General features: G+C 63.2%; 19 protein-coding genes and 1 tRNA gene. 10 read left to right on the top strand and 10 right to left on the bottom strand.

From position 1 onward, the window contains the following. Positions 1–51: 51 nt before the first annotated feature. A complete protein-coding gene (locus tag RE429_RS05410) occupies positions 52–1,002 on the top strand; it encodes a carbohydrate kinase family protein (protein ID WP_414473318.1) in 951 nt (316 codons plus the stop codon). Positions 1,003–1,024: 22 nt separating this feature from the next. Next, the gene (locus RE429_RS05405; protein WP_414473317.1) at positions 1,025–2,275 is read left to right on the top strand and encodes an AGE family epimerase/isomerase; all 1,251 of its coding nucleotides are present in this window, start codon (positions 1,025–1,027) and stop codon (positions 2,273–2,275) included. Positions 2,276–2,321: 46 nt separating this feature from the next. Here RE429_RS05405 and RE429_RS05400 read toward each other — a convergent pair whose 3' ends face one another. The 6 genes from RE429_RS05400 to RE429_RS05375 form a co-directional block, all read right to left on the bottom strand. Next, complete coding sequence (locus RE429_RS05400; protein WP_414473316.1) at positions 2,322–3,095, bottom strand: gamma-glutamyl-gamma-aminobutyrate hydrolase family protein; 774 nt, start codon at positions 3,093–3,095, stop codon at positions 2,322–2,324. A gap of 69 nt (positions 3,096–3,164) precedes the next feature. Continuing rightward, the gene (locus tag RE429_RS05395) at positions 3,165–4,202 is read right to left on the bottom strand and encodes a P1 family peptidase (protein WP_414473315.1); all 1,038 of its coding nucleotides are present in this window, start codon (positions 4,200–4,202) and stop codon (positions 3,165–3,167) included. Positions 4,203–4,229: 27 nt separating this feature from the next. Then, positions 4,230–4,973 carry an amino acid ABC transporter ATP-binding protein gene (locus tag RE429_RS05390; RefSeq protein ID WP_414473314.1) on the bottom strand — a complete coding sequence of 248 codons (744 nt, stop codon included), beginning with the start codon at positions 4,971–4,973 and terminating at the stop codon, positions 4,230–4,232. 44 nt (positions 4,974–5,017) lie between these two features. After that, a complete protein-coding gene (locus RE429_RS05385) occupies positions 5,018–6,124 on the bottom strand; it encodes an amino acid ABC transporter permease (protein WP_414473313.1) in 1,107 nt (368 codons plus the stop codon). Between the two features lie 17 nt (positions 6,125–6,141). Further along, positions 6,142–6,993 carry an ABC transporter substrate-binding protein gene (locus RE429_RS05380; RefSeq protein ID WP_414473312.1) on the bottom strand — a complete coding sequence of 284 codons (852 nt, stop codon included), beginning with the start codon at positions 6,991–6,993 and terminating at the stop codon, positions 6,142–6,144. 36 nt (positions 6,994–7,029) lie between these two features. Beyond that, entirely contained in the window at positions 7,030–7,890 is an 861-nt protein-coding gene (locus RE429_RS05375) for a D-amino-acid transaminase (protein ID WP_414473311.1), read from the bottom strand. Positions 7,891–8,043: 153 nt separating this feature from the next. Here RE429_RS05375 and RE429_RS05370 point away from each other — a divergent pair, with 153 nt between their 5' ends. Further along, a complete protein-coding gene (locus RE429_RS05370) occupies positions 8,044–8,967 on the top strand; it encodes a LysR family transcriptional regulator (protein ID WP_414473310.1) in 924 nt (307 codons plus the stop codon). A gap of 86 nt (positions 8,968–9,053) precedes the next feature. Here RE429_RS05370 and RE429_RS05365 read toward each other — a convergent pair whose 3' ends face one another. The 4 genes from RE429_RS05365 to RE429_RS05350 form a co-directional block, all read right to left on the bottom strand. Continuing rightward, positions 9,054–9,854 (bottom strand): M55 family metallopeptidase, encoded by an 801-nt coding sequence (locus RE429_RS05365; RefSeq protein WP_414473309.1) that lies wholly within the window; start codon positions 9,852–9,854, stop codon positions 9,054–9,056. Between the two features lie 396 nt (positions 9,855–10,250). Beyond that, a tRNA-Arg gene (locus RE429_RS05360) sits at positions 10,251–10,327 on the bottom strand. Between the two features lie 107 nt (positions 10,328–10,434). Beyond that, entirely contained in the window at positions 10,435–11,868 is a 1,434-nt protein-coding gene (locus tag RE429_RS05355) for a sensor histidine kinase (RefSeq protein WP_414473308.1), read from the bottom strand. 257 nt (positions 11,869–12,125) lie between these two features. After that, positions 12,126–12,896 carry a TVP38/TMEM64 family protein gene (locus tag RE429_RS05350; RefSeq protein WP_414473307.1) on the bottom strand — a complete coding sequence of 257 codons (771 nt, stop codon included), beginning with the start codon at positions 12,894–12,896 and terminating at the stop codon, positions 12,126–12,128. Positions 12,897–13,181: 285 nt separating this feature from the next. Between RE429_RS05350 and rpmH the strand changes: the two genes are divergently transcribed. The 7 genes from rpmH to argB all read left to right on the top strand — a co-directional run bounded on the left by rpmH (position 13,182) and on the right by argB (position 19,642). Further along, the gene (gene rpmH, locus RE429_RS05345) at positions 13,182–13,316 is read left to right on the top strand and encodes a 50S ribosomal protein L34 (RefSeq protein WP_027314822.1); all 135 of its coding nucleotides are present in this window, start codon (positions 13,182–13,184) and stop codon (positions 13,314–13,316) included. An 18-nt stretch (positions 13,317–13,334) separates the two neighbouring features. Then, the gene (gene rnpA, locus RE429_RS05340) at positions 13,335–13,784 is read left to right on the top strand and encodes a ribonuclease P protein component (protein WP_414473306.1); all 450 of its coding nucleotides are present in this window, start codon (positions 13,335–13,337) and stop codon (positions 13,782–13,784) included. After that, positions 13,777–15,633 carry a membrane protein insertase YidC gene (gene yidC / locus RE429_RS05335; RefSeq protein ID WP_414473305.1) on the top strand — a complete coding sequence of 619 codons (1,857 nt, stop codon included), beginning with the start codon at positions 13,777–13,779 and terminating at the stop codon, positions 15,631–15,633. The genes rnpA and yidC overlap by 8 nt, the downstream gene beginning before the upstream one ends. Before the next feature lie 141 nt (positions 15,634–15,774). Further along, on the top strand, positions 15,775–17,481 hold the full coding sequence (locus RE429_RS05330) for a CHAD domain-containing protein (RefSeq protein WP_414473304.1): 1,707 nt from the start codon (positions 15,775–15,777) through the stop codon (positions 17,479–17,481). A gap of 81 nt (positions 17,482–17,562) precedes the next feature. Continuing rightward, the gene (gene yihA / locus RE429_RS05325; protein WP_414473303.1) at positions 17,563–18,219 is read left to right on the top strand and encodes a ribosome biogenesis GTP-binding protein YihA/YsxC; all 657 of its coding nucleotides are present in this window, start codon (positions 17,563–17,565) and stop codon (positions 18,217–18,219) included. Continuing rightward, positions 18,216–18,584, top strand: a complete 369-nt coding sequence (locus tag RE429_RS05320) for a DUF423 domain-containing protein (protein ID WP_414473302.1) — start codon at positions 18,216–18,218, stop codon at positions 18,582–18,584. The genes yihA and RE429_RS05320 overlap by 4 nt, the downstream gene beginning before the upstream one ends. A gap of 155 nt (positions 18,585–18,739) precedes the next feature. Next, positions 18,740–19,642: an acetylglutamate kinase gene (argB, locus tag RE429_RS05315; RefSeq protein WP_414473301.1), complete on the top strand. Its 903-nt coding sequence runs from the start codon at positions 18,740–18,742 to the stop codon at positions 19,640–19,642. Positions 19,643–19,788 lie beyond the last annotated feature (146 nt).

Here is a 19,788-nt window from a genome sequence, read left to right as displayed (position 1 = left end):
AGTTCGTGCGGCGCCGGAGGCTCCGGCGCCGTTTTGATATGGGAGTCAAGAATGATCCTGGTCTGTGGCGAAGCCCTGATCGACCTGTTTGTCGGAGCGCCGTCTCCGGTCGGGCTGTCGGCCGAGGCCGTGGCGGGCGGCTCGCCCTTCAACGTGGCGATCGGGATCGGCCGCCTCGGCCGTCCGGCCGCCTTTCTGTCGACCCTCTCGGAAGACACCTTCGGGTCCTTCCTGGCGAGCAGGCTCGCCGATGCGGGCGTCAGCGCATCCTACCTGCTGCGGTGCCCCAATCCGACCACTCTGAGCGTTGTCGCGACAACCCCATCCGGCGAACCGCAATATTCCTTCTATGCTCCGGACAGCGCGGACCGCGCGCTTGCTCCCGAGAGGCTTCCCCCGCAACTTCCGCCTGACGTGAATGCGATTGCGGCAGGCTCGTATGCGCTCGGAGTGCAGCCTATCGCCAGCGCGATCGAAACGCTCATCCGCCGTGAAGCCGGATCGCGCGTGATCTCGCTCGACCCGAACGTCCGTCCCCGGGTGGTCGGCGACCTGGCGATCTACCGGGAGCGCTTCGAGCGGCTCATGGGATATGCGGATATCGTCAAGGCGAGCGACGAAGACGTCGGTCTGCTTTATCCCGGTCAGGACCTCGTCCCGGTCGCGCGGACGTGGCTTCAGTACGGCCCGAAGCTCGTCGTCGTGACGCGGGGTGCGCAGGGGCCCCTATGCGTCTTCGGCCCCTCCGTCATCGAGCGCCCTGCGCCTCGCGTGGATGTGGTGGACACGGTCGGCGCGGGTGACACCTTCCACGCCGGCCTGCTCGCCTGGCTCGATGCGAACGAGCTTCTCACGCCTCAGGGCTTTGCCGGATTGAACGAAGCCCATGTGACGGCAGGCCTTGATTTCGCGGCAGCGGCGGCAGCCATCGTCTGTACCCGGCGAGGCGCGAATCCCCCGACATGGGAGGAAGTGACCCGTTTCATGGCAGAGCGTGCTTAGCAAGGGCTTGTTGGAGATCGACATGGAGATGCCTCTTCCCATTCTTCCCGCAACCGGCTCGAGCTGGCCGACCCGCCCCTTTCACCGCCGATGGCTGATGGAGCAGGCAGACACTCTGTTCGCGCTCTTCCAGCACGGCAGCATCAATCCGGCGGGCGGGTTCTTCAATCTCGACGATGCCGGCCGTCCTCTCGACGGCGCCAATTCAGTCCGGCAGATCCACAGCACGACGCGTCTCGTGCATTGCTTCTCCATCGGCGTCCTTCTGGGTCGCCCCGGATGCGACGCGATCGTCGATCACGGCATGAACTATCTCTGGAAGAGCCACCGCGACGCCAGGCACGGAGGCTATGTCTGGTCGCTCGACGACGATGGACCCAAGGACGATACGAAGCAGGCCTACGGTCATGCCTTCGTGCTGCTGGCCGCCGCGAGCGCCAAGGTCGTCGGGCACCCTCTCGCCGACCGGTTGCTGACCGACGTCACAGAGGTGCTGGATGAGCGCTTCTGGGAGGAGAGGCACGGTGCCGTTGCGGAAGAATTCGCCCGCGACTGGTCACCGGTCAGCCAGTATCGCGGCCAGAACTCGAACATGCACCTCACCGAAGCGTCGATGGCCGCTTTCGAGGCGACAGGCGAAAGAGCCTATCTCGCAAAGGCCGAGCGCATCGCGGAGCTGATCGTCGGGCGACACGCCGCGTCGCTCGGCTACCGGGTGGCTGAGCACTTCCATGCGGACTGGTCCCTGGATCGGGATTATCGCGGCTACGATGTGTTCCGCCCCTATGGCACGACGCCGGGGCATTGGCTCGAATGGGCGCGCCTTCTGCTGCAGCTCTGGGTGCTGGGCGGCAAGCGGCATGGCTGGATGCCCGAGGCCTCCCGCGAATTGTTCAAGCAAGCTGTCGCGCTCGGATGGGATAAAGAGAGGGGCGGATTCTTCTATGCCCTCGATTGGGACGACCGGCCGAGGCTGCCGCAGAAGCTCTGGTGGCCCTGTGCGGAAGCCATCGGGGCAGCCGCCTTCCTGTGCGAACACAGCCCGAGCGAGTTTCACGAAACCTGGTACCGGCACATCTGGAGCTTCGCGGACCGGCACCTGATCGACCACGAGCGGGGCGGCTGGCATCCGGAACTCTCCGAGGATCTCCAGCCGGCCAGCACATTGTTCACGGGAAAGCCCGACCTGTACCATGCCCTGCAGGCCTGCCTCATTCCTCTCTTCCCCGCAACGGGAAGCCTGACGCGAGTCATCCCCGAGACAATGGGTTAGCGCATCGTTCTTGCGAAAAACCGGATCCGCTTTTTCGCACGATGCGCTAAGGCGTTCTCTTCCGGCGGAAAGCTCGCACCGCATCTCCGAAGGCCTGGAAGATCCTGCGCGACAATTCGTTCTCGGAAGCCTGGAACTCCGGATGCCATTGAACGCCCAGGCTGAAGGTGCGTCCGTCGACGCTGACCGCCTCGACCGTTCCATCCGGCGCCCTTGCCTCGACGGTGAGGCCGTTTCCCAACCTGTCGATGGCCTGGACGTGCAGAGAGTTCACGATGGGAGTTTTACCTCCGGTCAGTGCCGCCATCGCGCTGCCCGGCGTGACGAGCAGTTCGTGGGCCGGGCCGTAGAGCTGTTCGAGCGGGGCGCCGGAAACCCAGGGGCCATGGCAGTGGTGCTCCTCGTCCGTGGCAATATCGGCATGGAGACTGCCGCCGAAGGCGACGTTGAGCTCCTGGATGCCACGGCATATGGCCAGCATCGGGAGATCGCGCTCACACGCCAGCCCGATCAGCCTGAACGCGGCGTCGTCCCGGCCGGCATCGAAGGGCTTGTATCGGGCCTCCTCGGCGCCGGGCTCAAAATAGTTCGGATGGACGTTCGTTGCCGCGCCCGTGAAAAGAACGCCGTCGACATGGTCGAGGATATTCTCGAGCCCGGAATGGTTCTCGAGCGCGGGCAGGATGATCACATCGACGCCCGACAGGTCGACGAGGGCGCGAAGGTACTTCTCGTCCACGGATTGTGTCGGCAACAATCCGTCGTAGGTTCGGTTGCCGAGAATTCCTACGATGGGCTTCGAACCTGACCGTTGGGTCATGATGAGACTGCCTTTCAGGCAGCCGGCCACGCCCGGCTGCCGCGAGGGGTTGGTCGTCGGGCTGGTGGTTCAGCCTCGCAGAACGTCAGCCAGCGAGACACGCGTTCTGCCGTCCCGGCCGACGAAGGAATCCGCCGAGAGCATCGAATTCAACACGGCTTCCTGGGTCGCCTCGGCGGCGGCGCGAAACAGGAGGTCGATCCTGTTCTCATTCAGGACCCGCATGTCGAGAATATCGGCAGCGCTGTCATGGTCCACCGCATTGGCGGTCGTGAAGGCAATGGCGATATCGCCGCTGCCATGGCCCCAGAAAGAACCGAGTCGGGCAAGCCCTGCTCCCGCGCGCTTGGCGACGCGGTTGAGCTGGCGGTGCTCGAGCGGCGCATCCGTGGCGAGAACGATGATGATCGAACCCTTCTCCTGCGCCTTGACGGGGGGCTCCGCCATCTCCGGGCCGGGACGGCGGCCATCCGGGAGCACGAGGTCGCCGGCATTGCCGAAGTTGGTCAGGACCAGCACGCCCACATGATGTTCAGTGCCGTCAAGCTCGATCCTGCGCGAGGACGATCCGATGCCGCCCTTGAAGCCGAAGCAGGTCATGCCGGTTCCCGCGCCGACGCTGCCCTGAGCGACCGGCCCGTCCTGAGCGGCCTCGAGGGCCGCCCTTGCATGATCCTCCGTCACGGCCAGAGCCTGAATGTCGTTCAAGGGCCCGTCGTTGCATTCGCCCACTACCGGATTGACCGTCGATGTCGAGCGGCCGATATCCGGATTGCGCGAGATCGCATCTCTGATCAGGGCCGTCGCGCAGGTGCCGACCGAGAGCGTATTCGTGAGAAGAATGGGGGTCTCGATCGTCCCCAGCTCGTCGATCTGCACCAGCCCCGTCGATTTCCCGAAGCCGTTGATCACATGAGAGGCGGCGCCGACCTTACGCCGGAAGAGATTGCCGGAATGCGGCAGGATCGCCGTGACGCCGGTATTGACGTCGCGGTCGCGCAGTGTGCAGTGCCCCACCCGGACACCCGGCACATCCGTGATCGCGTTCCATCGACCCTGCGGAAGGATTCCGCAGGCCAGATTGAAGTCATTGACTGTTCGGCTCATGCCTGCCTCACGCTGTGATGACGGGCGTCAGAGGCGCCCGGCATCGATGATCCGCTTGAGGAATGCCTTGGTCCGGTCGCCTTGAGGGTTCCCGAAAATCTGGGAGGGCGGTCCTTCCTCGTAGACGATCCCCTCTTGCAGGAAGCACACCTTGTCGGCCACTTCGCGGGCAAACCCCATCTCGTGCGTGGCGAGTACCATCGTCATGCCTTTGGCGGCAAGATCCCGCACGATATCGAGCACCTCGGAGACGAGTTCCGGATCGAGGGCCGAGGTGATTTCGTCGAGCAGAAGCAGCGCCGGATCCATCATCAGAGCGCGGACGATGGCGACGCGCTGCTGCTGCCCGCCCGAGAGCCGGTCGGGATACTCGTCCGCCTTGTGGACCAGGCCGATGCGCGACAAAAGCGCCATGGCTTTGTCGCGGGCCTCGCCGCGATCCATTCCGAGCACCTTGAGCGGGCCGAGCGTGATGTTCTCGATCACGCTCATATGCGGGAACAGATTGTAGCCCTGGAACACGATGCCGATTTCACGGCGCAGTACGTCGAGGTCCACACCGGGACCGGTGATGCGGTCGCCATGCAGGCGGATCTCGCCGCCCTGGATGGTCTCGAGCCTGTTGATGCACCGAAGCAAGGTGGACTTGCCGCAGCCCGACGGTCCGATCAGGCAGACGACCTGATGCTCCTCGATATCCAGGGAGAGGCCGTTCAGCACGGCCAGGCTCCCATAATGCTTGTAGGCCTTGTCGATCTCAACGAGTGCCATGGTGTTGTCCCTTCCGCCGTTCCGTTGTCGCCTTGGGCCGGTGCTCAACCGGAACGCCGCTTGCTGCGGTCGCGCTCGATGAGCTTGTCGACGAAGCGGGCCTGCGGGATCGTGATCAGAATGAAGATGATGGCGACCGTCGTCACCGCCGAGAGATTGAAGTTGTTGCTGGCAATGATCTTCGACTGGTTGAAAGCGTCGATCGTCCCGATGATGGCGACAAGCGCCGTATCCTTCTGAAGGCTGATGCAGTTGTTCATCAAGGGCGGAATGATGCCGCGAACCGCCTGAGGAACGATCACGTAGCGCATCGTCCTGAAATAGGAGAGGCCGAGCGAGCGCGCGGCGGCGATCTGACTTGGATGCACGCTTTCGATGCCGGCGCGATAGACCTCGGAGGTATAGGCGCCGTAGGTGAGCGTCAGCGCAATGATGGCATAGGCGTTCGAGGAGAGATCCTTCAGGATCGGCAAATTCGTGAGCGGCAGTCCGAAGCCGATCAGATAGATGGTGATGATGGCGGGCAGGCCGCGGAAGAGATCGCTGTAGATGATGGCGATCGTCCGAATCGGGCGGCCCGCTTCGCCCGGCAACGTGCGGGCAATCGCGACCACGAGAGCCCAGACGAGGATCAGCGCCGCGGAGACCGCGAAGATGAGCACATTGGTTCCGAAGGCCTTGAGCACCGTCGCTGCCGAGCGGATGATCAACTCCATGTCGAAGAATGTGCGGCTGACGGCAGCATCGTTCACCACCATGAACCAGGCAAGCGCGCACAGGATCAAGAAGGCGACGGAATACGAAATGGCCTTCCAGGACATCTCTGACGCCCTCGCGCCGAGGGCGCGGGCCTCATAGACGTCGGACGACGACTTGGCTTTCATCGACAGGCGGGTCGCCTGTGCCGCGAACGCGACGACGAGGAAGGACAGGGCGGCAGGAAGGAGTCCCAGAATCCGGACAGGCCATGCGGCCCATCCCTCTTCGATCGCGAAGCGACCGATCGAGATGACCGTTGCCGCCACGGCTATGAAAGTGAGGGCGGTGATCGAGAGTGCGGCCCAGGTCTGAGCGCCGTAGACGCGAACCTTGCTACGAGCGCGCCATTGATTGGCGCGCTCGACACTGGCCTGAAAAGCCGGTTTGTTCATCGCTTCCGATACCTGTCTCAGTGCTTCCAGGTCGGAACGTTGTCGGGCGAGACTCCGCCCCAGGACGGCAGAAGGTAAGCGGCCTCGAGCTTCTTCAGGGTACCGTCGTCCTTGAGCTCCTGAATGATCGCATCGATGACGGGCTTGTTGGCCGATCCCTTGGGATAGATGCCCGCCGTCTCTCCGCCGCTGGGATACTGGCCGACGACCTTCAACCTGCCCTTGGAGTTTGCGACCTGACCCAGAACGATGGTGAGATCCGTCATGACGGCATCGACCTTGCCGGCGGCTGCGGCCGTGAACATGGAGGCCGTGTCGTCATAGACGTCGACCTTGGAAGCCTTCAGCGTCTCCTGGGCGAAGGGCACCAGCGTCGTGCCGGCCTGGACGCCGACGCGTCCCGACTTGATCGAGGCTTCGGTCACGTTCGCATCCGCCTTCGTGGCGACGCCGTAGCTGGAATTCATGTAGACCGTCGAGAAGTCGACCACCTTCTTGCGCGGCTCGGTGACCGAGATCAGGGCAAGCGCGATGTCGAAATCCTTGTTCTGCCCGGCCACGATGGAGTCGAACGAAGCATTGACGAGCTTCACCTTGTCGAGGCCAAGACGGTGGGCGATGTTGACGGCCATGCAGAATTCGTAGCCGTCGCGGATGCTCTCGGGCGTATCGCCGTTGAACTGTCCGACCGCAGGCAGGTTGATGATCACCGTGAACTGGCCCGGCACCGCAGGCTTGATCGAATGGGCGCCCTTCTTGCCGGTCACCTCGCATTGTCCGTAGCCGACCGTCTCGGCGGAAGCGATACCGGCCGCCATGAATGTGAGCGCCGAGGCGAGCAGCGCGGTTTTGATGGCCTTGAACTTCATTGTCTTAGTCCCCTTTGGCTTTTGTGGTGGCACTATCTATTGAACCGCGGCCCGGTCGAGGGCGAGGTTCAGGTAGATCTCTTGAATGCGGCGTGTGACCGGACCGGGTCTTCCCTCCCCTATCCGGTGGCCGGAAATCTCGATGACCGGCGTGACGAGGCTCGAGGCGCTCGTGAGAAACGCTTCGCGGGCAAGGCGCGCCTCGTCTGCCGTGAACAGGCGCTCTTCAACCTGCAGCCCGTGATCGGCCGCGACCTGCAGCACGGCGAGCCGCGTACATCCCGGCAATGTGGCCCGCGAATTCGGCCTGGTGATGATCTTGCCGGCCTGCGTGATGATGAACGCCGTCGAGGACGCTCCCTCCGTAATGAAGCCGTCCTGAACCATCCATGCTTCGGAGCAGCCCTGCGCTTTGGCCTCGCGCTTCGCCTGGACCTGGGCCAGGAGCATGACGGTCTTGATATCGCGGCGTCCCCAGCGAATGTCATCGACCAGCGCGACCTTGACTCCGGTCCTGTGGGCGTTCGTATCGACGAGCTTCTTGACCTGGGTGAAGGCGATGAAATTCGGCTTCAGCGCGTCACCGTAATCGAAATTCCTGTCCTCGCTCCCGCGCGTCACCTGGAGATAGACGACGCCCTCGTTGAGCTCGTTGCGAGCAATGAGGCTGTTCTGCATGGCGACGATGTCGTCTCTCGACACGGGCATCGGAATGCCGAGTTCACTTAAGGAGCGTTCGAGCCGATCGAGATGGAGGTCGTTGTCGATCATACGGCCGCCGATCACCGCGCTGACTTCGTAGATGCCGTCTCCGAACAGAAAGCCTCGATCGAAGATCGAGATCTGCGCCTCGGATTCCGGCACATAGCGTCCGTTGATATAGATTGTTCTCGGCAACGCGTTTCCCCTTTGAGACTGAGGCGTGCCGCGAACGCTAGTGAGATCACCTGCCTATTGCTAATGCCATGTTTCTCTGATCATGATGCAGAAAACGCATAATGTTAGGGAGTTTCGACCGGCATTCGCTCCCGCAGGGGGCACGAGGGGATCATGGAACTGAAATGGCTGGAGGATTTCTGCTGCCTTGCGGAGCATCTGAGCTTCTCGAAAGCCGCGTCCCTCCGCGGCGTCTCGCAACCCGCTTTCAGCCGGAGAATTCGACAACTGGAAGAATGGATGGGCGTGACGCTCATCAACCGCGCGATTTTTCCATCTGAGCTCACCCATGAAGGCAGGCGGTTTCTGCCCATTGCGGAGCAGACCGTTCGGGAATGGCATGAGCATCGAACGGCGCTGCGACCGGACCCGACCGCCGAACGGCACCGGCTGACATTCTCGGCGCTCCACACCCTGACGGTCACGTTCTTTCCGGACTGGCTTCAATCGATCCAGGATGTTCTGCCGGCCTTCAGCTCACATCTCAGCCCGGACAAGGGCGGCATTGAGGACAACATCGCATCCCTCGTCGACGGCAACTGCGATTTCCTGTTGACCTATGCGCATGCGTCCGTCCCGTTCCTTCTCGATCAGGCGCGGTTCCCATATCTCGTGCTCGGCACCGAGGAAGTGCTGCCGGTCTCACGCCCGCAACCGGCCGGGCCGATTCTCGACCGCGCGGTTGAAAGCACGGATTCCGTGCCCTTCATCAGCTACGGCGACTTCTCGTTCTTCGGCGTCGCCCTGAACAAGCTCTTCGCCAACCGGCCGGCCTTGAACAGGCAGGTTGTCCACGAGAACACCATCTCCATCGGCCACAAGGCCATGGCGCTCGCGGGCTGGGGCGTCGCGTGGCTGCCCTTGAGCCTCGTCAGGCAGGAATTGACTGAAGGCACCCTGGTGTCCGCAAGCGACGATCCCGCCTGGTCCCTGACAATCGAGATCCGCCTCTACCGGCACGCCCAGCGGGCACGGCCCATCGTGGACGAGTTCTGGAGAGCCGCCGGCCTCCGTAGCGTCCTAGAGCATCGGACGTGACATCGAACCCACATCCGATGCCGTCAGTCTCTGTCGTTGAGCATCGAACGCAAAACCGGTTCCCACTTTTGCGTTCGATGCTCTAGTCACACCGTGATGAATCGGATCGCCCTTAAGACTTCGAAGTAGTCGTTCGAGACGAAGCGCAGCATGCAGGGCTTGGGGTGCTCCACGCCCGGATAGAAACTGGAGCGGTACGCGTCGCTGGCATTGTTGAACTCGAGCTCGACCTCGAATCGGTCGGGGAGCGTGAGCGCGCATTGCGAACGACCTTCCGTCAGCGCCTCCTCGACACCCTCGCGAATCATCCGAACGGCCTTCGCGGGTGCGACCGACATCGTGGCGCGCCCGAAGCCCTCGCTGAGAGCGATGGTCTTCATCCCAGGGACGAGCCGTTTCGCAGCGGCGCAGATCCCCCGATCGCCCGAGAGGAACACCGGAGGCACGCCGTTCAGAGCCGCCGTGTAGGCATTGACCGTGAATTCCGAAGCAAGCTCGCCATTGATCGAAAGCCGAGCGATCCGCTCATTCATCGTATGGGCAAGCGGATTGGTGTCCGACCCTGCCGCGTCGTGGTAACCGATAAAGAGTGCCGCGTCGTAGCTCGAATCCAGTCCGAACATCATCACGTAGGGATGACCGCTCCACGCGCGAACGATTCGGGCGTATTCCGGCAGACGCGAGACGATCAGGTTGCAGCCGCTCTCGTGAGCATCCTTGATCAGAATGTCGGTCGCGCCGGCGGCACGCGCGCCTTCACAGGCCGCGATCACTTCGGCCGTCATCTGCTCGCGAAATTCCTGGTATCCGGTCCCGCCCTTATGAACCTCGTCCCAGGTCGCGATCGCCGCGCAACCCTCGATATCCGCACTGATGAAGACCTTCATTCCACCTCTCCGCATTCTCGCGCATCCAGAGCTGTTTCCCCTTGCGTGGAATCGAACCCGCATCCGATGCCTTTAGTCCATGTTTTCGAGCATCGAACGCAAAACCGGGAACCGGTTTTGCGTTCGATGCTCCAAGCCCCGCAATCGGCAGAGCATGAGAAATGTCTGACCGGGATCGCGGAAGGCCGCGCCGACTGAATGAATCCTGCCCTATGTCCAGAGGGGCAGACTCCGCAAGCCGAATCTGCGCGGGAAAGCTGCGGCCCAGCCCGAATCGCAGCCCGTCATCGCAGACCATCTTGGGCCGCTCGTTCCAGCCGGCATCGGGCCGGATCACGAGCCGGCCTCTCGGCGCGGGCGATCTCGACGATCAGACGATCAATATGAAGGGAAAAATGGCGCGCCCGAAAGGATTCGAACCTCTGACCCCCAGATTCGTAGTCTGGTGCTCTATCCAGCTGAGCTACGGGCGCCTGACCGGCAGATCGTTGCGGGAAGCAACATCGGCCGAGGCGGGTGACTTAAAGGGTTCTGACGCGCTTGGCAAGCCTCCTTTGAAGAGATTTTGCACAAGCCGCGTTTATTCCTGAGCGGAGGCCCGATCGGGGATCTGGATACGAAAACGGGTGTGGCCGCCGTTATCATCGAGGCTGATCGTGCCGCCATGGAGCTGGATCAGCTCCGCGGCGATCGTCAGCCCCAGCCCCGTCCCTCCTTTGCGGGCCGAGCTCTGGAACGGCGTAAAGAGATCGGCCTTGAGCCGCTCCGGGATTCCGGGCCCGTTATCCTCGACCAGAATAATAACGTTATTTCCCTCGCGCTTCGCCGTAACGTCGATGCACGGCCGCCCTTCGGAAGAGCCCGCCTGGCTCAAGGCCTGCACGGCGTTGCGAACGAGATTCACGAGAACCCGCGAGAGCTGGTCCCTGTCGGCATCGATCATCAAGTCCTCGGGCACGTGAGCATTGAAGGCGATGCCGACCTCGGGAGCCAGATCCTTGAGATGCGAGAGCTCCTCGATGAGAGGCGCCAGCGGAATGAGCCGGCGCTGCGGCAAAGGCTCCGTCGCGCGCCCATAGGCCAGCGTCGTTTCACAGAAGGCAATGGCCCGGTCGAGGGTCGCGACGAGCCGGGGCGCGACCCGCTGCGCCGTCTCGTCGTTCACCCGGTCAAGGCGGTCCGTGAGCAGCTGAGCGGTCGTGAGCATATTGCGCAGCTCATGATTGATCTTGCTGACCGCAAGGCCAAGCTGCGCGAGCCGACGCTTCTGGCGAAGCTCATCCGCAAGCGTCGTTTCCATGCGTGCGAGGGCCTGCTCCGCCAGGCCGATTTCGTCGGCCCGGTCCGACGGCTGAATGACCCGGGAGGCATCCTCCGGATTTCCGGAGAATTCCGCGATATTCCCGGTCAGCCGCCGCACGGGCCTCACAATCACCCATTGCAGGGTGAGATAGACGAGGCTTGCCGTGATGATCGAAATGAGGAGCGACACCAGAAGAATATTGCGCGAGAACTCGAGCATGGCGGCCCGCAAGGGGCGCTGATCGAGGATGATCTCGACGAACTCGACCCCCATGCCATGGCCGATCACCCGAATCGGCTTGTCGGCCGGATTGAAAAGAACCGCGAAGGCATCCGTCACGAGGGTCGTCCAGTTTGCATCGCGCAGGTCGATGCTCTTGCTGACCTCGGGCGGAACCTCGCTGATGGCGAGAAGGCTCCTGCGCCCGCCGCCGCGAAGGGCGATGGCCTGGGCCCCGACACCCTGCAGGAGGCGCATTTCAAGCTCTTCGGACAGGCTTTCTTCCGGCGCGGCATCGAGCACCATGGCCGCAATCTGGGCTGCGGCGATACGGTCATGCAGCCAGGTTTGGCGGAAACTGGCGATGGAGGGCACATAAATCAGCACCTCCGCGATCATGACGAAGAGAACGGTCAGCAGCAGGAGGCGGGCGGAGAGCCCGAACTGGCTCAAGATTCGCCACGTCAGAGAATGCGGCTGCTCGACACTCATGCCCGCCTTGTCCTCAACGGCAGAGCAGCCCAATGCTCCGCCGCAATCAGAAATTCCGAGCCGGAGGCCTCAGAAACTCCACCCCGTGATCTGCGTCGGATTGGAGGAGTGAGGTAGGGATAGACCAAGCCGGCGAGATCGCAAACCTTCAATCCCTTCATTATCGCCCGTAACCCACTGTCTTTGAAAGATCTCCGGATCGATTCCGGCGGCTCCGCCCCCTGACCGGGTCTCGAAAGCCCAGCGGGTCTCCCCCCTCACGGCTCCTTTCGTTCTCGCCAGTACCGGACGGCAAGGGGCGCCAGGGCCAGAACGCCCAGGATCGAAAGCGCCATGGTCAGTTCGGGCGTCAAAAGGCTCCTGGCATCGAGGCCCATGGAGCAATCCGCCTGCCCGCCCGCGAGACATTGCCGGTAGACCAGTTCGTGGCCGGCGATGACCTCGTCGAGACCTGAACCGGCAAAGGCGAAGGCGAAACAGGCCGGGAGAATGCCGAGGTAAGTCGCCAGCGCGTAGCTTTTCAGCCGCATGCCGAAGAAGGCTGCGGCCAGGTTGGTCAGCCAGAACGGCATGACCGGCATCAATCGCAGAAAAAGAAGGTAGGAGAACGCCTGCTTCTGAAAGCCGGCGGCCAGGCTCCGGATCCTGGCGCCGGCCCGCTCCAGAAGCGGCCCGCCCAAGGAGGTCCGGGCAAGGGCGAAAATGCAGGTTGCTCCCAGGGTGGCAGCCATGGAGGCCGCAAGACCGCCCAGGGCCCAGCCGAACAGATATCCTCCGATGGTGGTCAGGAAGGCGGAGGCCGGCAGGGACAAGGAAACGGCGGCCACGTAAACCGCCATATACAGCCCCAGCATGGCCAGGCGGTGCTCCCCCACGAGCTCTCGAAGCTCAACCTGGTAGTGCAGGAAGGTGGCGAAGCTCAGGGACCGGTGCAGCCCTGTGGCAAAGGCCGTTACGAGGGCGATCAGCAGCACCGCAAGAGACAGATAGCTCCCGAAATTCCGATGGGTGGGCGCTCCTTCTGCCATGATATTCCGATCCGCCACGCTTCCTCAAGTCGGGGCGCTCCTATATAGCGCCCCATAGATCCGATCCTACCGGGCCCCTCACGAAAGACTCGGGCTGCCGGATTGCCGCAGAAGGGCCAGAGCAGCGTTGACTTTGCCCTTCTCTTCCGTCATAAGCCCGCAAGCTGACAGCGCTCTTCGTGGGCGCTGATCGTTTTTTCGAGACAGTTTCGGGGGCAACCCCTTTCTTTACCAGACGGGCGCGAGCCTTCGAGCACCGCTGCCCCTTTCGACCGGAGATGTGCCGTGAAGAGGACGTATCAACCGAGCAAGCTGGTTCGCAAGCGCCGCCACGGCTTCCGTGCGCGCATGGCGACCAAGGGTGGCCGCAAGGTCATTGCCGCTCGCCGCGCCCATGGCCGCAAGCGCCTTTCGGCGTAAGCAGCCTAAGGACACCCGATGCGCGACGCTCGCGCACATATGACCATCGGGCGTCTGACGAAAAGACCCGACTTCGTCGCGGCGGCCTCGGGCCGCCGCTTTCATACGGAGCGGATGACGGTGCAGGCCCGCCTGCGCCCACCTACGGATTCCAGCAGCTCGGCTCTTGGTCTTCGGATCGGCCTGACCGTTACGAAACGGGTTGGCCATGCGACCGAGCGCAATCGGATCAAGCGTCGGCTCCGAGCTGTCGTCCCTCTGGCAGGGCTGGACTACGCAACCATCAATGCGGATATCGTCATCATCGGCCGGCGCGAAATTCTGACCGCGGATTACGACGTTCTCATCGACGATCTTCGGCGCGCTCTGCGGGTTGTCACCAAGCCGAAAAGCGCCCACATCTCTGATCGTCCCCTCCCCTCCTCACCTCATCCCAAAGGCGAGCGTCGCGGACATTCCCATGCGTGAAGAAAATAAAAACCTGATCGTTGCCATCGCCTTGTCACTGGCGGTTCTGCTGGGCTGGCAGTATTTCTTCGCCGCTCCCCAGGCTGAAAAGCAGCGCCAGGCGGCCCTCCAGCAGCAATCCACGCAGGTGAACCCCACCGCGCCCAATCCGCCCCCGAGCCCGAGCCAGGCCGGCGGCGCCTCGCCCACCGTGCCCGGTACCGTGCCGAGCACTCCGGCAGCTCCCGTCATCATGTCCCGCGAGGCCGCGCTCGCCGGTACGAAGCGGGTGCCGATCGATACCCCGGCCATTGCGGGCTCGATCAATCTGCGCGGTGGCCGCATCGACGACGTGGCGCTGAAGAACTATCGCGAAACCGTCGATCCTAAGAGCGCCAACATCGTCCTCCTGTCGCCCGAGGGCTCGCAGAACCCGTATTACGCGGATTTCGGCTGGGTCGGCGCCCAGGCAGGGGGCCTGCCCAACGCCACGACCGAGTGGACGGCAGATCGTGATCGGCTCACTCCCTCCACACCCGTGACCCTGACCTGGGACAACGGCCAGGGCCTCGTCTTCCACCGCACGATCTCGGTGGACGACAAGTTCATGTTCACGGTCAAGAATTCCGTCGAGAACCGCGGCTCCGCGGCTGTCGCACTGCAGCCCTATGGCCTCGTGTCGCGGCACGGCAGGCCCACGACCCTGGGCTATTATGTGCTGCACGAGGGCATGATCGGCGTTCTGGGCGACCACGGCCTCCAGGAGATCAAGTACGACACCCTGGACAAGGAGGCGCCCGCCGCAGGCTCGACCGTTTCCGAGAAGAAATGGGACAACGTGCAGGGGGGCTTCCTCGGCATTACCGACAAGTACTGGGCCGCCACCGTCATTCCCGACCAGGCGCAAACGTACCAGGGCGCCTTCACGTCTCAGCAGAGCCAGTCGGGCCGCACCTACCATGCGATCATGCAGGGCACGCCTCAGACGATCGAGCCCGGCAGCAATGCCGAGGCCACGCAGCGCTTCTTCGCAGGCGCCAAGGAGGTGGCGACGGTCGACGCCTACCAGAACTCGCTCGGCATCAAGAATTTCGATCTGGTGATCGACTGGGGCTGGTTCTACTTCATCACCAAGCCGCTGTTTAAGGTCCTGGACTTCTTCTACAAGCTGTTCGGCAATTTCGGCATCGCGATCCTGCTCGTGACGGTGATCCTGAAGATCTTTTTCTTCCCGCTCGCCAACAAGTCCTACGCCTCCATGGCCAAGATGAAGGCGGTTCAGCCGGAAATGGCCTCGATTCGCGAGCGCTATGCCGACGACAAGATGAAGCAGCAGCAGGCGCTGATGGAGCTTTACCGCAAGGAAAAGATCAATCCGGTCGCAGGCTGCTGGCCGGTGCTGATCCAGATCCCGGTGTTCTTCGCTCTCTACAAGGTGCTCTTCGTCACCATCGAGATGCGCCACGCGCCGTTCTTCGGCTGGATCCGTGACCTTGCGGCACCCGACCCGACCTCCATCTTCAACCTGTTCGGCCTGCTGCCCTACAACCCGGGGGCGGTGCCGGTGATCGGCCACTTCCTCATGCTCGGCGCTTGGCCCCTGTTCATGGGCGTCACCATGTGGCTCCAGATGAAGATGAACCCGGAGCCTCCGGACCCGGTGCAGAAGCAGGTCTTCTCGTGGATGCCGGTGATCTTCACCTTCATGCTCGGTTCGTTCCCGGCCGGTCTGGTGATCTACTGGGCCTGGAACAACCTGCTCTCCGTGACGCAGCAGGCCTTCATCATGAGGCGCAACGGCGTGAAGATCGAGCTGTGGGACAACCTGCGGAAGACCTTCAGCCGCCGCGACAGTCCGGTCCGCAGTTAAAGATTGATGCACCTCAGACGATCATCCCCGGGCGCCACCCGGGGATTTTCTTTTTTGGAGCATCGAACGTGAAAAGTGGGAACCGGTTTTGCGTGAGAAGATGCTCAAAACCATAGATTGACGGCATCGGATGTGGGTTCGATGTCACGTCCGATGCTGGAGGCCTATCGCCTGGATCGACGGAGGAGCATGGGGCCTCTGCGGGCCGGATCCCTCGACAGGCGAAAATTCGTGCAAATGCGAGACCTTCCGATCGGCTGCGCCATATCTTTAAGAAGAACCCGTCCCGAGAAGAACCCGTCCCATGACGGTCTGGCCATGGAAACGCGCAACCCCATGATCGAGCAGCATGTTTCGGAGCAGAATGCCCCGCGCGAGGTCGAGATGAAGCTCGAACTCGCTTCCGGCCGCATGGACGATCTCCTCGATCACCCCCTGCTCGCTCGGGCCAAGCCGGCCCCGGACCAGGGCGGCACCCTGTACGCCGTCTATTACGACACGGTCGATCATGCTCTGCGCCGGGCCGGGCTGTCTCTGCGGATCCGCAGCAGCAAAGGGCGTCAGGTCCAAACCATCAAGGCCGAGAACGGCGAGAGCGGCCTTGCTCTCGACCGCGCGGAATGGGAATGCGAGGTCGATGGTCGACTCGATTTCGCCGCAGCGGCCGAGACCCCCCTCGCTCCGTTCATCGGGGACATCGAGGGCCGCAAGCTGATCCGGCCCGCATTTACGGTCGAAACGAACAGGCACATCTTCCTGATCGAGCACGCGGGAGCCCTGATCGAGCTGGCGCTCGATCAGGGCGTCGCGACTGCGGGCTCCCAGAATTCCTCCTTCTCGGAACTGGAGCTCGAACTCAAGGAGGGAAAGGTCTCCGGCCTCTTCGATCTTGCGGGCAAACTGGCCGAGGCGGCAGCCCTTCGACTGTCGCTCACGACCAAATCCGAACGCGGCTACGCCCTGACCGGCGCCGCAGCCTCCCGCCCCTCGACCTCCGGGGAGCTCGCGCTTTCGTCCGGCACGCCCTGCGCGGAAGCCTTCCAGAGAATCGCCCGCTCCTGCCTGTCGCAGATCGTCGGGAACGAAGCCCTGTTTCGCCGGACCCGGGATGCCCCGGCCCTTCATCAGATGCGCGTCGGCTTCCGGCGGCTCAAAGCGTCCTTGTCATTGTTCAAGGGAATGCTGGACAATCGGGAAACGGAGACGATCAAGGCGGAGCTGCGCTGGGCGGGCCGCCAGCTCGGCCCGGCGCGCGATCTCGACGTGCTCTTGGCAAATGCGCCGGCCACGACGGCTCAGGAAGCCCACCTCGAGAGGATGAAGGCCGAAAGGGCGAGAACGGAAGCCTATGACGCTCTGCTCGAGACCCTCGGCTCTCCCCGGTTCACACGCGCCATCCTGAAGACGGCCGCGTGGATCGAGACAGGCCGATGGCGCACGCGCGGCAAGGCAGCGATGCGACGGCGCTCCATCGCGGACCACGTCGCCAAGGAGCTTCCCCGGCGCTGGAAATCCATTCGAAAGGGAGCGAAACGGCTCGCCGCCCTGGAACCGGACCGGCGGCACCGGGTGAGGATCAAGGCCAAGAAACTGCGCTACACCGTCGAGTTCCTTGAAAGCCTGTACGGGCGGAACCCCGCGAAGAAACGCCACGCCTGGTGGCTCGCCCGGCTCAAGCGCCTCCAGGATTCATTGGGCGAGATGAACGACATCGCCGTCGCCTCGGAGCGTTTCCCGGCCTTGTCTCAGTCCGATCCCAAGCGAAGAAAGGCACGCGAGAAGAAGCTCCTTTCAGGGGCGGAGAAAACGGCCCGGAAACTGCGAAAGGCCGACCCATTTTGGACCTGAATCGCTTTCATCCCGCCCGGCGTCGGGGAAGATCGGGATTGATGTCTTGAAGAATGCGCCCCAACCCCCGATAAGAACCCCATGACCGACACGGACCCCCAAATCGACCCCTTCCTTGAGATCGGCCGCAAGCTCTTCGCGGGCGAGGCGGATTTCATCTGGGCCGCCAATTCCCTGAAGAACCTCCCGCCCATGAGCAAGGTGGAGATTGCCTTTGCCGGGCGCTCCAATGTGGGCAAATCGAGCCTCGTGAACGCGCTTACGGGGCGCAACACCCTGGCCCGCACCTCGCACACGCCCGGACGGACGCAGCAGCTCAATTTCTTCAATATCGGCGACCGCCTCCACCTGGTGGATATGCCCGGCTACGGCTACGCGGCCGTGGATAAGGGGAAGGTGCATGCCTGGACGCAGCTCATCCACGACTATCTGCGGGGTCGTGCGAGCCTTGCTCGCGTCTATGTGCTGATCGACGCCCGCCACGGCATCAAGCCCGTGGACGAGGGCGTCTTCGAGACCCTCGGCACCGCCGCCGTATCCTACCAGATCGTGCTGACCAAGGCGGACGAGCTGAAGAAGGACGAGCTCGAAAAACGCATCGGCACGACGATGGAGCAGATCGCGAAGCGGGCGGCGGCCTTTCCCGAAATCCTGCCGACGTCGAGCCGTACGGGCTTCGGCATTCCCGAGCTGCGCGCGGGAATCGCCCGGCTGCTCACCGAAAGAGGTGCCCTGTGAACCTGGGAGCCCGCCTCCTGATTGTTCTGGCGGGCCTCTCCGGCGCCTTGGGCGTGGCCCTGTCTGCGGCCGCCGCCCACATCACGGGAGGCAACCTGACTACGGCGGCCCAGTTCCTCCTCTTCCATGCTCCGGCGCTGCTCGCCCTCGCGGCCCTGATCGCGACCGGGTCCGTCCATCCGACCCTCGCCCAGGTTGCGGGCTATGTCCTTGTCCTGGGGCTCGCGCTGTTCTGCGGCGATCTTTCCCGGCGCGCCTTCGCGGGGATGGCCCTTTTCCCCAGGGCCGCGCCCACGGGCGGGATCCTGTTGATGCTCGGCTGGGTTCTGGTGGCGCTGGCCGCCCTGCTCCGCCTGCGAGGCTGAAGCCCGGACCCGCGAAAAGGGCCCCGGTTCGCGCGATTGGGTGCGCCACTCCGGGAAATCAGCATCGGAACAAACCCGAAAGTGCATTCCACTTTGAGGCCCGATGCTCTAGAACGCAGGCCGTTTCGTCTTTATTCCTCCCGCTGGAGCCGCCTATGTCCGATTCCAAACAGCTCCCCGACGTCCATGTCCAGGCCGAGGTGCTCGTGCAGGCCCTGCCGCACATGCAGCGCTACGACCAGCAGGTCGTCGTGATCAAGTACGGCGGCCATGCCATGGGCGACCGCGCCGCCGCCGAAGACTTCGCCGAGGACGTCGTCCTGCTCGAACAATCGGGCATCAAGCCCATCGTGGTTCATGGCGGCGGGCCCCAGATCGGCAAGATGCTGGAAAAGCTCGGGATCAAGTCCGAGTTCAAGGGCGGCCTGCGGGTGACGGACGAAGCCACGGTCGAGGTCGTCGAGATGGTGCTCGCGGGCTCCATCAACAAGCAGATCGTGGGCTGGATCGGCACAGAGGGCGGGAAGGCCGTGGGCCTGTCGGGCAAGGACGGCAACATGGTGATCGCCCGCAAGGCGACCCGCACCGCCGTGGACCCGGATTCCAATATCGAGAAGGTCGTGGACCTCGGCTTCGTCGGCGAGCCCGAGAAGGTGAACCGGGAGGTTCTGGACCAGGTGCTCAGCGCCGAGCTGATCCCGGTCCTCGCCCCTGTGGCCATCGGCCATGACGGCCAGACCTACAACGTCAATGCGGACACCTTCGCAGGAGCCATCGCCGGAGCGATGACGGCCAAGCGCCTTCTGCTGCTGACGGACGTTCCGGGCGTTCTGGACAAGAACAAGAACCTCATTCCGGAAATGACGATCGAGGATTGCCGCCGCCTCATCGCCGACGGCACCATCACGGACGGCATGATCCCGAAGATCGAAACCTGCATCTATGCCCTCGAACGGGGCGTGGAAGCCGTGGTCATCCTCGACGGCAAGGTGCCCCATGCGGTGCTTCTGGAGCTGTTCACGGACCACGGCGCGGGAACGCTGATCCGGCGGGGCTGAGCCCCCTTCCCCTGTGCCCGGACCGTCACTATATTATCAGCAGTGGGGCCACACGGCCCCATTGTCGTCTCTAGAGCATCGGACGCGGGACGTGGATTTGCACTTTTGGGATCGCATCCGACGCTCCCTTCTGAGAGGAGCGCATC

This window comes from Microvirga sp. M2, assembly GCF_047497095.1.
Classification (GTDB): domain Bacteria; phylum Pseudomonadota; class Alphaproteobacteria; order Rhizobiales; family Beijerinckiaceae; genus Microvirga.
Note: the sequence above shows the minus strand (reverse complement) of the source record. Positions and strands in the feature narration are given on the sequence as shown.